Origin of the sequence: Streptomyces goshikiensis, assembly GCF_014650555.1 — a bacterium.
GTDB lineage: Bacteria > Actinomycetota > Actinomycetes > Streptomycetales > Streptomycetaceae > Streptomyces > Streptomyces goshikiensis.
In genome coordinates this window covers 11777-25870 of sequence record NZ_BMVE01000011.1, presented here as the reverse complement: position 1 = coordinate 25870, position 14094 = coordinate 11777, and the positions used below count along the sequence as shown (strand labels likewise).

11 protein-coding genes are annotated in these 14094 nt (G+C 72.0%); 9 read left to right on the top strand and 2 right to left on the bottom strand.

Going from position 1 to position 14094, the window contains the following annotated elements; all coding sequences use genetic code 11:
* Positions 1-25: 25 nt before the first annotated feature.
* From IE248_RS26725 to IE248_RS26685, 9 genes are all read left to right on the top strand, one after another.
* Positions 26-835 (top strand): L,D-transpeptidase family protein, encoded by an 810-nt coding sequence (locus IE248_RS26725; RefSeq protein WP_073799557.1) that lies wholly within the window; start codon positions 26-28, stop codon positions 833-835.
* Positions 836-1100: 265 nt separating this feature from the next.
* A complete protein-coding gene (locus tag IE248_RS26720) occupies positions 1101-2048 on the top strand; it encodes an LLM class F420-dependent oxidoreductase (RefSeq protein ID WP_190031965.1) in 948 nt (315 codons plus the stop codon).
* Positions 2049-2065: 17 nt separating this feature from the next.
* Positions 2066-2854, top strand: a complete 789-nt coding sequence (locus IE248_RS26715; protein ID WP_190031964.1) for an SDR family NAD(P)-dependent oxidoreductase — start codon at positions 2066-2068, stop codon at positions 2852-2854.
* 109 nt (positions 2855-2963) lie between these two features.
* The gene (locus IE248_RS26710) at positions 2964-4085 is read left to right on the top strand and encodes an LLM class flavin-dependent oxidoreductase (protein WP_037792459.1); all 1122 of its coding nucleotides are present in this window, start codon (positions 2964-2966) and stop codon (positions 4083-4085) included.
* A gap of 607 nt (positions 4086-4692) precedes the next feature.
* The gene (locus IE248_RS26705) at positions 4693-6432 is read left to right on the top strand and encodes an N-acyl-D-amino-acid deacylase family protein (protein WP_190031963.1); all 1740 of its coding nucleotides are present in this window, start codon (positions 4693-4695) and stop codon (positions 6430-6432) included.
* Entirely contained in the window at positions 6429-7922 is a 1494-nt protein-coding gene (locus IE248_RS26700) for an aldehyde dehydrogenase family protein (RefSeq protein WP_190031962.1), read from the top strand. Before IE248_RS26705 ends, IE248_RS26700 begins: the two co-directional genes overlap by 4 nt.
* 364 nt (positions 7923-8286) lie before the next feature.
* A complete protein-coding gene (locus IE248_RS26695; RefSeq protein ID WP_190031961.1) occupies positions 8287-9846 on the top strand; it encodes an APC family permease in 1560 nt (519 codons plus the stop codon).
* 76 nt (positions 9847-9922) lie between these two features.
* Positions 9923-10216 carry a hypothetical protein gene (locus IE248_RS26690; RefSeq protein ID WP_008740705.1) on the top strand — a complete coding sequence of 98 codons (294 nt, stop codon included), beginning with the start codon at positions 9923-9925 and terminating at the stop codon, positions 10214-10216.
* Between the two features lie 89 nt (positions 10217-10305).
* A complete protein-coding gene (locus IE248_RS26685; RefSeq protein ID WP_100582909.1) occupies positions 10306-10653 on the top strand; it encodes a VOC family protein in 348 nt (115 codons plus the stop codon).
* 22 nt (positions 10654-10675) lie between these two features.
* Here the strand turns inward: IE248_RS26685 and IE248_RS26680 are convergent, their stop codons facing one another.
* Both IE248_RS26680 and IE248_RS26675 read right to left on the bottom strand, forming a co-directional pair.
* The gene (locus IE248_RS26680) at positions 10676-13033 is read right to left on the bottom strand and encodes an arylsulfatase (RefSeq protein ID WP_190031960.1); all 2358 of its coding nucleotides are present in this window, start codon (positions 13031-13033) and stop codon (positions 10676-10678) included.
* A 124-nt stretch (positions 13034-13157) separates the two neighbouring features.
* Positions 13158-14087: a formylglycine-generating enzyme family protein gene (locus IE248_RS26675; RefSeq protein ID WP_190031959.1), complete on the bottom strand. Its 930-nt coding sequence runs from the start codon at positions 14085-14087 to the stop codon at positions 13158-13160.
* Positions 14088-14094: the final 7 nt, after the last annotated feature.

Sequence of the window (14094 nt, the reverse complement as noted above, 5' to 3'; positions counted from 1 at the left end):
GGATCGGCTGTGTACGGTCGGAACAATGAGCCAGCACGTCCGAGCCCGCTCCCGTACGTCGAAGCGCGTCGCCGTCGCGGCCGCGCTCGGCCTGCTCGCCGCCACGGCGGCCTGGGTCAACGCCCCGCACGACAAGCCGGACGGTGCGCGCGGCTCCCGCGCGCTCGACGACCGCCCGACGGCGGCCGCGGCGTCGGTGGCCGCGGCCGACCGCGCGGCCGCCCGCACCGCGCGCGACCCCTCCCAGGGCCTGACCGGCGTCAGTGACGAGACCCTGGCCAGGATCCCGGGGAACGCCCGCCAGCTGGTCCTGGTCACCGGAAAGGCGGAGGACTCCTCGGAGTCCACCCTGACCCTGTACAGCCGGCCCGGGCCGGGCTCCGACTGGGCCCCGGACGCGACCTGGCCGGCCCGCAACGGGGCCCACGGATGGTCCCCGCCCGCCGAGCGCACGCAGGGGGACCTGACGACCCCGATGGGCGTGTTCTCCCTGACCGACGCGGGCGGCCTGCTGCCGAAGCCGCCCGGTACGAAGTTCCCGTACGACCGCAGCCGCCTCTTCGTCCCCTCGGGGCAGGGCGTGAACGGCGAGTCCCTGGCCGGTGCCTTCGACTACGTCGTCGCGATCGACTTCAACCGTGAGCGCGGGGTGTCCCCGCTCGACCCGAGGCAGCCGGACGGCGAGGACAAGGGCGGCAACATCTGGCTCCACGTCGACCACGACGGCCCCTCGCAGGGCTGCGTCGGCATTCCGAAGGAGGCCATGAAGGCCCTTCTGCAGTCCCTGGACCCGGCGGCCCACCCGGTCATCGCGATGGGACCGGCCGGCTTCTGAGCGGGGCTCAGGGGGTGGGGGCCGGGATGATCAGGACCCGTCCCCCCGCCTCTCCCGCCCCCCGCCTCTCCCACCTCTCCCGTCTCTCCCGCCCATCCCCCCGGGCCGGTCCGGGGCGGGGGCGACGCCGCGTTCCCCCAGCGCGGTCCGTCGGCCCCCTTGCCTGACGGACCGTCAGCTACGACGATGGCCCCCGGAGCCGATGGGACGAATCGGCGGACGCAGGCGACGGGACCGGCGACGGCGGAAGCGGGGCGGGGACGGCATGGCGCGCGTGTTTGCGGAAGGCCGGCTGGAGTACGGGATGCAGCTCCCGATCCAGTCGCAGAGCACCATCTACGCCGAGCCCTGGGAGGCGACGGCCACCGCCGCCGACCTCGCCGGGGTGGCCAGGGCCGCCGACCGGGCCGGGTTCGGATACCTGGCCACCTGCGACCACGTGGCCATCCCGCGCCGCCTCGCCGGCCCCATGAGCACCGTCTGGTATGACCCGGTCGCCACCCTCTCCTTCCTCGCCGGGATCACCGAGCGCGTCCGGCTGCTGAGCCACGTCGCGATCGTCGGCCTGCGCCACCCGCTGATCAGCGCCAAGCAGTACGCCACCCTCGACCACCTCAGCGGCGGCCGCCTGATCCTCGGCGTCGGCGCCGGGCACGTCCAGGAGGAGTTCGAGGTCCTCGGCATCGACTTCGCCCGCCGCGGCGCCCTCCTCGACGAGACCCTCGACGCGCTGCGCGCCGCCCTCGGGCCCGAGGAGTACCCGCGGTTCGAGGGCGAGCTGTTCGCGTTCCGCGACCTCGGCCAGCTGCCCCGCCCCGCCCAGCCGCGGATCCCCGTCTGGGTCGGCGGCTCCTCGCCCGCCGCCCTGCGCCGGGCCGCCGTCCGCGGCGACGGCTGGCTCCCGCAGGGCGACCCGCGCGAGCGGATCCCGGCACAGATCGCCCGTATCAGGGAGCTGCGGCAGGCCGCCGGGGTCACCGCCCCGATCGAGATCGGGGCGATCACCGAGCCGCTCTACGTGGGCGAGCCCGGCTGGGACACCGGCCGCCGGGCCCTCACCGGGAAGGCGGAGGCGCTCGCCGAGTCCCTGCGCGCGTACAAGGCGCTCGGCGTGGACCAGATCCAGGTCCGCTTCCGCAGCCGCGACCGCGCCGAACTCACCGACCAGATCACCGCTTTCGGAGACGGGGTCGCCCCGCTTCTCAACGACTAGGAGCAGGGGGCAGGGCCATGGGCAAGCTGGACGGGCGCGTCGTCGTCATCACCGGTGCGGCGCGCGGCCAGGGCGAGCAGGAGGCCCGCCTCTTCGCCGCCGAGGGCGCCAGGGTGCTGCTCGGCGACGTACTGGACGAGCGGGGAGCCGCCGTCGCCAAGGACATCGGGGAGGACCGCGCCCGGTACGTACGGCTGGACGTGAGCCGCGAGGAGGACTGGGCCGCCGCCGTCGCCACCGCGAAGGAGGCGTTCGGGGGGTCGGTCGACGGCCTGGTCAACAACGCCGGCATCCTCCGGTTCAACGAGCTGACCGCGACGCCGCTGGCGGAGTTCCAGCAGGTCGTGCAGGTCAACCAGGTCGGTGCCTTCCTCGGCATCAAGGCGGTCGCGCCCGAGATCGAGGCGGCGGGCGGCGGCACGATCGTCAACACCTCCTCCTACACGGGGCTCACGGGCATGGCGTACGTCGGCGCGTACGCGGCCACCAAGGCGGCGATCCTCGGGCTGACCCGGGTCGCCGCGCTGGAGCTGGCCGCGAAGAACATCCGGGTCAACGCGATGTGCCCCGGCGCCGTCGACACCCCGATGGCCAATCCGGGGCTGCTGGATCCGGCCGGGCCGACCGCCGAGTCCCGGGACGCCATGGCGGAGCTCTACCGGCGGGTGGTGCCGATGGGCCGGGTCGGGCGGCCGGAGGAGATCGCCCGCCTCGCCCTGTTCCTGACCAGCGAGGACTCCTCGTACATCACGGGGCAGCCGTTCGTGATCGACGGCGGCTGGATGGCGGGCGTCAGCATCCTCTGACCCGACCAGATCTGATGAGGCGTCAGGTATTGACGCTCCCGCCCCGGCGGTGGAACAGTCGGGGCATCAAATCTGACGACACGTCAGAAACCTAAGGACGGTGAACCCCTTGGAATTCGGGCTCTTCGTGCAGGGATACGTGCCTGAGGCGCGGTCCAAGGTCGACCCCGAGGCGGAGCACAAGGCGCTCGTCGAGGAGACCGAGTACGTCATCCAGGCCGACAAGTCCGGCTTCAAGTACGCCTGGGCCTCCGAGCACCACTTCCTGGAGGAGTACTCGCACCTGTCGGCGAACGAGGTGTTCCTCGCCTACCTCGCCCACGCCACCGAGCGCATCCACCTCGGCTCCGGCATCTTCAACCCGCTCGCCCCCGTCAACCACCCGGTGAAGGTGGCCGAGAAGGTCACCATGCTCGACCACCTCTCCCGGGGGCGCTTCGAGTTCGGCACCGGGCGCGGCGCCGGCAGCCACGAGATCCTCGGCTTCATGCCCGGCATCACGGACATGAACCACACCAAGGAGATCTGGGAGGAGACCATCGCGGAGTTCCCCAAGATGTTCCTCCAGGAGGAATACGAGGGGTTCCAGGGCAAGCACTGGTCGCTCCCGCCGCGGAAGATCTTCCCCAAGCCGTACGGCAAGGCCCACCCGGCCATGTGGTACGCCGCCGGGTCGCCCTCCTCGTACGCGATGGCGGCGAAGAAGGGCCTCGGGGTCCTGGGGTTCAGCGTCCAGAAGGTCTCCGACATGGAGTGGGTGCTGGAGCAGTACAAGACGGCCATCCAGGAGGCCAAGGCGATCGGGGCGTTCGTCAACGACAACGTCATGGTCACCTCGACGGCGATCTGTGCGGAGACGCACGACAAGGCGGTCGAGATCGCGGTCAACGCGAACATGAACCGCTTCCAGTCGCTGGTCTTCCGCTACCACGACACGTTTCCGCGGCCGGAGGCGATCCCGCAGTGGCCGGAGATCCTGCCGGAGTACAACGCGGAGATCATCGAACTCCTCATCGCCGAGGAGCTGCTGATCTGCGGCGATCCGTCCGAGGTCAAGGCCCAGTGCAAGCGGTGGGAGCAGGCGGGCGCGGACCAGCTGTCCTTCGGCCTGCCGACGGGGGTGTCGTACGAGGACACGATGACGACGATCAGGCTGATCGGGGAGCACGTCATCCCGGAGATCGACACGGATCCGGTGCACCGCACCACGCGCTTCCGCCAGGCCGTCTGAGCCGGCGGGGGAACGGGGGCGGCGGTTTCCCGGACCGCCGTACCCGGACCGGCCGGAGGCGCGGGCAGCGGCCTGCCCGTGCCTCCGGCCGGACCACCCTTGGCCTGGCCGGCCCCTTCAGCCGTGCCGACACCCTCGGGCGTGCCGGCAACCCCGGCCGTGCCGGAGCCCCCGCCTGGCCGGCGCCCCCCAGCCTCGCCGGGGCAAGTTCAGCCTCGCCGGCGTTTGAGGCGCGGGGGTTTGGGGGCTGGCCCCCAACAGCGGCGCCGCACCCGCCCCTAGCCTCGCCGGCGTTTGAGGCGCGGGGTCTGGGGCGGCACCCCAGGGAACCCGGCTCCGCCGGGCACCGGGCTCCGCCCGGACCCTCCCCCAGACTCCGTCCGGGGGGACCCCCACTCAAACGCCGGCGAGGCTGGAATTGGCCCCGGCCGGACCGGATGGTGCGGGCAGGGCAGGGGCGCCGGCGAGGCTGAACTTGGCCCCGGCGGGACCGGAAGGCGCCGGGAGCCGGGAGCCGGGCGGCTGGGGGTGGCGCAGGGGTGCGGAGGCGTCGGGGTTTCTTGAGGAGCAGCGGTAGCGGAGCGGTAGTGGAGGAGGAAGGGACGTCATGCTCGACCACCTGATCAAGGGAGCCACCGTCGTGGACGGGACCGGCGCGGCCGGGTACGTCGCCGACGTCGGGATCCGGGACGGGCGGATCGCCGTCATCGCCGGGCCCGGCACCGTCACCGAGGGGGCGCGGACCGTCGAGGACGCCACCGGTCTCGTCCTGGCCCCCGGGTTCGTCGACCCCCACACCCACTACGACGCCCAGCTGTTCTGGGACCCGTACGCCACCCCCTCCATGAACCACGGCGTCACCACCGTCGCCGCCGGCAACTGCGGCTTCACCCTCGCGCCCCTCAATCCGGCCCGCCCCGAGGACGCCGACTACACCCGCCGGATGATGAGCAAGGTCGAGGGCATGGCCCTCAAGGCCCTGGAGGAGGGCGTCGACTGGTCCTGGTCCACCTTCGGGGAGTACCTCGACGCCCTCGACGGCCGGATCGCCGTCAACGCCGGTTTCATGGTCGGCCACTGCGCGCTGCGCCGGCACGTGATGGGCGAGGACGCCATCGGCGGGCAGCCGACCCCCGAGCAGCTCCGGGCGATGCTCGACCTGTTCCACGACGCCATGAACGCCGGCGCCTGGGGCCTGTCCACCACCCAGTCGGCCACCCACTCCGACGGCGCCGGCGCCCCCGTCGCCTCCCGCCACGCCCGGCCCGCCGAACTCCTCGCCCTGTCGAGGGCCGTCGGCGAACACGAGGGCACCCAGCTGGAGGCGATCGTCGCCGGCTGTCTCGACCAGTTCTCCGACGAGGAGATCGACCTGTTCGTCGAGATGAGCGCGGCCGCCGGGCGCCCCCTGAACTGGAACGTCCTCACCATCGACGCCTCCGTCCCCGAACGCGTCCCGCGCCAGCTGACACCGAGCGAGCGCGCCCGCGCCCGCGGCGGCCGGATCGTCGCGCTGACCATGCCGATCCTGACCCCCATGAACATGTCCCTCGGCACGTTCTGCGCGCTCAACCTGATCCCCGGCTGGGGCGAGGTCCTGGCCCTGCCCGTGCCCGAGCGGATCGAGAAGCTCCGCGACCCCGCCATCCGGGCCGAGATGCTGCGCCGTGCCGACAGCAAGGAGGCCGGGGTGTTCCGCCGCCTCGCCAACTTCGGGCGCTACGTCATCGGTGACACGTACAGCAAGGAGAACGAGGGCCTCTCCGGCCGCGTCGTGAACGACATCGCCGCCGAACGCGGCCAGGACGCCTTCCACTGCCTCGTCGAGATCTGCGCCAACGACGACCTGCGCACCGTCCTGTGGCCGATGCCGACCGACAACGACCCCGCCAGCTGGGCCCTGCGCGCCGAGACCTGGCAGCACGAGGACGTCATGCTCGGCGGCTCCGACGCCGGCGCGCACCTGGACCGCATGTGCGGCGCCCCGTACACGACCCGCTTCCTCGGGGACTGCCTGCGCGGCCGCAAGCTGGTGCCGCTGGAGCAGGCGGTACGGATGCTCACCGACGACCCGGCGCGGCTGTTCGGCCTGCGCGAGCGCGGCCGGATCGCCGAGGGGTTCCACGCGGACCTGGTGCTCTTCGACCCGGAGCGGATAGAGGCCGGCCCGGCGACGCTCGTGCACGACCTCCCCGGGGACAGCCCCCGGCTCGACGCGCGGGCGATCGGCATCGTCTCCGTACGCGTCAACGGCGTGGAGACCATCCGCGACGACGAGGTGACGGGCGCGGTCCCCGGGATCGTGCTCCGCTCGGGCCGCGACACGAGGACGGTGAGCACCCGATGACCACGCAGGAACCGCAGGAACCGCAGCGACCGCAGCGGCTGTACATCGGCGGGGAGTGGGTGGAGCCCGCCGGCGGGCACTACGAGGTGGTCAACCCGGCCGACGAATCGGTGGTGGGCCTGGCCCCCGAGGCCTCCCGCGACCAGGTGGCGGAGGCCGCCCGCGCCGCCGCCGAGGCGTTCGAGGGCTGGTCCCGTACGAGTCCCGGGGCGCGGGCCGCGATCCTCGACCGGGCGGCCGACGTCATGCAGCGCGAGTTCGAGCCGTGGGCCGCCCTCGCCCAGGCCGAGACGGGCGCGCCGCCGGGCATCGCCCGCGGGATGCAGGTCGGCGTCGGGGTCTCGCGGTTCCGGCGCTACGCCAGGGGCGCCCTGGAGCCGGTGGAGCGGGGCCTCGCGCCGCAGGTCACCGAGGCCGGCCCGATGGGGAGGGCGAGCATCCTGGGCGCGCTGGAGGTGCGCCAGCCGGTCGGTGTCGTCACCTGCGTGACCTCGTACAACAACCCGTGGGCGAACCCGGCGGGCAAGGTGGCCCCGGCGCTGGCCATGGGCAACACGGTGGTGGTCAAGCCGGCCCCGCAGGACCCGCTGTCGGTGTTCCGGATGGCGCAGGCGCTGCACGAGGCGGGTGTCCCGGCGGGCGTGGTGAACGTGGTGTCCGGCGCCTCGGTCGAGGTGGGCGAGGCGGCCGTGGCCTCCCCGTACGTGGACATGGTGTCGTTCACCGGCTCCACGGGCGTCGGCCAGCGCATCGCCGAGGTCTGCGGCCGGACCATGAAGCGGCAGCTGATGGAGCTGGGCGGCAAGGGCGCGGCGATCGTCTTCGAGGACGCGGACCTGGACGCGGCGGTGCTGGGGATCGGGACGACCTTCTCCTTCTACAGCGGCCAGATCTGCACCGCCCCGACCCGGGTGATCGTCCACCGGGCGGTCTACGAGCGGCTGGTGGAGAAGCTGACGGGCTACCTGGCCTTCATGAAGGTCGGGGACCCGGCCGTGCGCGGCACGGTGGTCGGCCCGGTGATCTCGGCGGCGCACCGGGACCGGGTGGAGTCGTACGTGGAGCTGGGGCGGAAGGAGGGCGCGCGGATCGCGTACGGCGGCGAGCGCCCGGTGGTGGGGGAGGCGGGCAAGGGGTTCTACGTCGCCCCGACGCTCCTCGTGGACTGCACGAACGAGATGCGGGTGGTCCGGGAGGAGATCTTCGGCCCGGTCGTGGTGGTGGTCCCCTTCGAGGGCGGCGAGGACGAGGCGGTGGCCCTCGCCAACGACAGCGATTTCGGCCTGCTGAGCTACGTCTGGTCCGGGGACTCGGCGCGCGCGTTCCGCGTGGCGCGGCGGCTGCGGGCGGGCGGGGTCGGGATCAACACGATCGGCCGGAACATGGAGGCGCCGTTCGGCGGCTTCAAGCGGTCGGGGGTCGGCCGGGACGTGGGCTCGTACGCCCTGCACGCCTACAGCGAGCTCCAGTCGATCGTCTGGCCGGGCTGACCGCCCCGCCCCGGCCGCGCCTCGGCCGCGCCCTGGCCCGCGCCGCCGTCGGCCGGGTTGCTGCCGACGCCGCTGCCACCGCTACCGCAGGCGGTCAGGGATGGTGATCCCCCATGTCCACTGCAAGATCGTCAGAAATTGGCGCGGGAAAGTTTGGAAACGCCCAAAACGGACATGAGTGCGGTTTCCGTATAACGGAACCGCTTGTCCGGCGCCTGTCGAATCGTGGCCGGATCCCGAAACGAACCTTGCATTAAGTGCGTGTGAACTCCCTCAACCCTCAAGATTCAAGGCACTTGGCCGCGTCACGATTCGGACTAAAGCCGTCCGGATGTGGAAACCGCACCGTCTACCGTCCATACCCATGACTCAGCTGGACGTTCGGCCTCAGGTCGCAGACACGGTAATCGGCGCGGCCGAGGGCGACGTCCGGGGCAAGGGCCTCGGCAAAGGGTCCGTCGGCCTGGTCGGAAGCGCGGTCATCGGCATCTCCACCGTCGCCCCCGTCTACTGCCTGACCTCGACCCTCGGCTCCACCGCCGGCGAGGTCGGCCTCCAGATGCCGGCCGTCTTCCTCGCCGGGTTCCTCCCGATGCTCCTGGTCGCCTTCGCCTACCGCGAGCTCAACAAGGCCGTGCCGGACTGCGGCACCTCCTTCACCTGGACCGTCAAGGCCTTCGGCCCCCGGGTCGGCTGGATGTGCGGCTGGGGCCTGGTGATCGCCACGATCATCGTCCTCTCCAACCTGGCGGGCGTCGCCACCTCCTACTTCTGGCTGCTGGCCGGCGAGATCACGAACAACCCCTCGATCTCCGCGCTGGACGACAACAAGCTCGTCCACATCGCCACCTGCCTCACCCTGATCGCCGCCGCCACCGCCATCAGCTACCGCGGCATGACCGCCACCAAGGGCGTCCAGTACGCGCTGGTCGGCCTCCAGCTCGCCGTCCTCGGCCTCTTCGTCGCGATGGCCTTCCAGAAGGCCTCGGCCGGCAGCTTCGACACCGGCCTGGACTTCTCCTGGCAGTGGATGAACCCCTTCGCGGTCGAGTCCATGGCGGCCTTCACCGCCGGACTCTCGCTCTCGATCTTCATGTACTGGGGCTGGGACGCCTGCCTCGCCACCAACGAGGAGACCACCGGCTCCGCCAAGACCCCCGGCCGCGCCTCGCTCATCGCGATGGTCGTCCTGGTCGGCTCGTACCTGGCCACCGGCGTCGCCGCGCAGATGGCCGTCGGCTCCGGGGTCGACGGCCTCGGCCTCGGCAACCCGGAGACCTCCGACAACGTCTTCGCCGCCCTCGCCGGCCCCGTCATGGGCCCGCTCCTAGGCATCCTGCTCTTCGTCGCCGTCCTGGCCTCCGCGACCGCGTCGCTCCAGACCACCTTCATCCCGGTCGCCCGCACGGTGCTCGCGATGTCCACGTACGAGGCGCTGCCGTCCTCCTACGCCAAGGTCCACCCGCGCTTCAAGACGCCCGGCCGCGCCACCGTCATGGCGGGCGTCGCCACCGGCGTCTTCTACACCGTGATGACCCTGGTCAGCGAGAACGTCCTCACCGACACGATCTTCGCGCTCGGCCTGATGATCTGCTTCTACTACTCGCTGACGGCCTTCGCCTGCGCCTGGTACTTCCGCGGCGAGCTGCGCCGCTCCGCCCGCGACCTGTTCTTCAAGGGCGTCTTCCCGGTGCTGGGTGGACTGCTGCTGGCCACCGTCTTCCTCAAGACCCTCATCGACATGTGGAATCCGTCGTACGGCTCCGGCTCCACCGTCCTCGGCGTCGGCAGCGTCTTCGTGATCGGCGTCGGCCTGCTGGCCCTCGGCCTGGTGATCATGTTCGTCACCGAGCGCCGCAGCCCCGCCTTCTTCCGCGGCCAGGTCCTGACGAAGTCCACCCCGGCCCTGGTGGTCGAGGACTGACCCCCGCCGTCCCCCGATCCGGGGCCGGCGCCGTTCCCCCGGTGACCCCCGGGGCGGGCGGGTCGTTGGGCCGGGCATGAATCCCATCAAGCGCGGCCTCGCCGCCCTGGTCCTGTCCGGCGGCGCCGCCCTCGCCCTGACCCCCGTCGCCGCGCACGCCGCCGACGCGCCCGCCATCGAGGGGCCCCCGATCACCGCGCGCGTCGGCGACATCGTCGACCACCCCGGCTCCGCCATCCACGACACCAAGACCGCCGTGGGCACGGCCTCGACGGCCGTCGGCTCCGCCGCGCAGGCCACGGGCTCCTCCCTCACGGGCGCCGCCCCGGCCCTCGGCTCCGGCCTCCCCCACGCCCCCAAGGTCGGCTAGGGCCTGCTGCGAAATCGTGTGCGGCGGCGGGTGTGCCGTAGTACTTGTGGAGGGTTCGCAGGCATGTCCGTTCTCACCTGGAGTCGTCGATGGCCGCTCGCCGTGTCGTGCCCAACGTTCAGTCAGCGGCTGTGCAGGAGAGCCGGGAGTTCTACGGTCTGCTGGGCTTCGAGGAGGTCATGAACCACGGCTGGATCATGACGCTCGCCTCCCCGTCCAGTCCGGCGGCGCAAGTCAGCTTGATGACCAGGGACAAGACTGCTCCCGTCGCGCCCGACATGAGTGTCGAAGTGGACGACGTGGACGCGGCCTACGCGGCCGTGCGGGACAGCGGCGCGGAGATCGTCCACCCCTTGCAGGACGAGGAGTGGGGTGTGCGGCGGTTCTTCGTCCGCGACCCCAACGGCCGGGTGGTCAACGTGCTCGGCCACCTCTGAGGCCGCTCCCGCACGACCGTTCTTACTCGCGGGCCAGCATGGCCTCGGCCTCGCGTTCGAGGTCGATGTACGGTTCGCCGCTGACGTCGACCGCGACCCGGTGCAGGGTGCCGCCGGTGAAGGCCCAGGGGGCGGTCCCGGGGTAGTCGGCGGTGACGGCGTCGCCGCTGTCCTTGCCGACGTTGAGGCCTTCGCCGGCCAGGGTGAACCGGCCGGGCTGGGTCCTGATCCGGCCTTCGCCGACCTTCCTGTCCCCGTGGTGCAGGCTGAGGATGCCGGTGGCGAGGCCGGGGGACACCTCGCCGTCCTTCTCGAACGACGCGGCCAGGATCAGCTTCTCCCCGACGGGCAGGGGCTCGGTCGCGGTGATCCGCTGTTCCTCGCTGCCCAGGAAGTTGTACGCGTACGTCAGCCGCCCGTCCTTGACGTACAGCGCGTGCCCGCCGAAGCGGCCGCCGTGCGAGAACAGCACTCCGGACGCGCCGGGGCCGGGCAGGTCGACGAGGGCGCCGATGGAGTAGGAGCGGTTGCGGATGTTGACCGCGACGGACTCGGGGACCTCGGAGCCGCCCGGCCGGTACACGTACCGGTTGCGGGCCGGGGTGAGCTCGGGCCGGGGGGTGGAGAGGATCTCCAGGGCGGAGCGGTCGTCGAGGGGGAAGGCCTGGTTGACGCCGGCCTCGTAGAACCACAGGCCGATCAGCTGCTGGAGCCGCTCCGGCTCCTGCCCGGCGAGGTCGGTGAGCTCGGCCCGGTCGGTGTCGGTGTGGTAGAGCTCCCAGGTGTCCTTGTGGAAGTCGCTCCAGCCGCTGATGGCGGGGTGGGTGGTGACCGCCTTCCAGCCCTGGTGCCAGATGCCGCGGGTGCCGAGCATCGAGTAGAACTGGGTGGTCTTCGCGGACGGCAGCGAGGCGGAGTCGAAGCTGTAGCGCATGCTCAGGCCCTGGAGCGGGGTCTGCGGGTAGCCCTTGACGGTGGCCGGGAGTTCGAGGCCGAGGCAGTCGAGGACGGTGGGGACGATGTCGACGGCGTGGTGGTACTGGTCGCGGACCTCGCCGCGGGCGGCGATCCCGGCCGGCCAGGAGATGACGCAGGGGTCGCAGGTGCCGCCGTTGAAGGAGTACCGCTTCCACATCTTGAACGGCGTGTTGAAGGCCATGGCCCAGCCGTTCGGGTAGTGCCCGTACGTCTCCACACCGCCCAGCTCGTCGAGCATGGCGAGGTTCTCGGCGAGGTCGTCGGCGACGTTGTTGAAGAACTTGTTCTCGTTGACCGAGCCGTTGGGGCCGCCCTCTCCGCTGGCGCCGTTGTCGGACACCACGACGAAGATCGTGTTGTCGAGCTGGCCGATGTCCTCCAGGTAGTCGACGATCCGGCCGATCTGGTCGTCGCAGTGGGACAGGAACCCCGCGTACACCTCGGCCATGCGCGCGAACAGCCGCTGCTCGTCCGCGCCCAGGTCCGCCCAGGGGCGGGTGAAGTCGAGCGGCGGGAACGGCAGGCCGCCGGGACCGGTGCGGGTGTCAGGGGTGCCGATCGGGTTGACCGGGGGGAGCTCGGTGTTCTCGGGGACGAGCCCGAGCGCCTTCTGGCGCGCCAGGATCTCCTCGCGCATCGCCTCGTACCCGGCGTCGAACCGGCCCCGGTAGCGTTCGATCCACTCCGGCGGCGCCTGGTGCGGGGCGTGCGCGCAGCCGGGCGCGTAGTAGAGGAAGACGGGCCGCTCGGGGGCGATGGCCTTGACGTCGTCGATGTACTGGATGGCCCGGTCCGTGATGTCGACGCCGAAGTGGTAGCCCGCCTCCGGCGGGGCCGGCTGTTCCACGGGGTGCTGGTCGTGGACCAGGTCGGGGTACCACTGGCTGGTCTCGGCGCCGAGGAATCCGTAGAAACGCTCGAAGCCGCGGCCGGTGGGCCAGTTCCGCTTCGTGGAGGCGAGGTTCATCTCGCCCTCCGGGCACAGGTGCCACTTCCCCGTCAGGGCCGTGCTGTACCCCTTCTCGACGAGGATCTCGGCGAGCGTGGCGCACTCGGAGGGGATGTGTCCGTTCGCCCCGGGGAACCCGATCGCCGCCTCGCTGATGCAGGCCATCCCGTTGGTGGTGTGGTTCCTCCCGGTCAGCAGCGCCGAGCGGGTCGGCGAGCACAGGGCCGTGGTGTGCCACTGGGAGTAGCGCAGGCCGTTCGCGGCGATCCTGTCGATGTTCGGCGTCTCGATCGGGCCGCCGTAGCAGCTCATCGCGCCGAACCCGACGTCGTCCAGGACGACGTACACGACGTTGGGAGATCCCTCCGGGGCCTTCGGCTGCTCGTAGGGGGCCCAGTCGGGCACCGAGTCGCGGACGTCGAGATTGATCACACCACGGAACGTGTCGGACATGGACCGGCCCCTCGCGAGTGGAAGTCGTGCCCGCCCGCAGCAGGACTTCGGGCGCCTCCTCGCAGTCTGTGCCCGGATCCGCGCGGCGGCCCGCCCTGTCGTCCGGACAGGTGACCGGCGACCGTCAGCGGACGACGCAGCGGAAGCCGAGGTGGCAGGTGGCGGTGTCCTCGCTCTGCCCGGTCCGGGCGGCGGGGCGGTAGCGCAGGCAGTAGTTCGGGGCGCACAGGTGCGAACCGCCCTTGGTGACCCGGCGGGGAAAACGCTCCCCGCCGGCGCGCGCGTCGCCCGGCGCGCAGCAGGCCCCCGGCGCCGGATCGGGACGCCGATCGGCGTAGGCGTCGCAGGTCCACTCCCACACGTTGCCCGCCATGTCGTACAGGCCGTATCCGTTGGCCGGGTAGGAGCGGACCGCACTGGTACCCGGGCGCGGGGACTTCGCGGAGGCGCGCAGGTACTCCCAGGGGAAGGCGCCGTGCCAGGTGTTGGCCATCCGGCGCCCCCTCGGGGTGAACTCGTCGCCCCACACGAACACCGCGCCCTCAAGGCCGCCGCGGGCGGCGAACTCCCACTCCGCCTCCGTGGGCAGCTCCTTGCCCGCCCACGCCGCGTACGCGACGGCGTCCTCGAACGCCACCTGCGTCACCGGATGGAGCTCCCGGCCGTGCGTCGTGCTGCCCCCGCCCAGGGGCCGGCGCCAGCAGGCCCCGGGCTCGTACGACCACCAGCGGCGCCAGTCGTCCAGATCCACCGGCCCCGGCGTCATCGTGAACACCAGCGCCCCGGGCACCAGCGCGCCGCGCTCCGCGCCGGGAAAGTCCCGCGGGTCGAGTTCCCGCTCGGCGACCGTGACGTGGCCCGTCGCCTTCGTGAACCGCCGGAACTCCGCGACCGTCACCGGGTGCGCGTCCATCCAGAACCCGTCGACCGTCACCGGGCGCACGGGCCGCTCCTCCGGATAGAACGCCTCCGACCCCATCCGGAACGTCCCGCCCGGAACACGGACCATGCCGTGGGGAGGAGCCGTCGTCCGGGCCCGAACCGTGCCGCTCATGCCACCA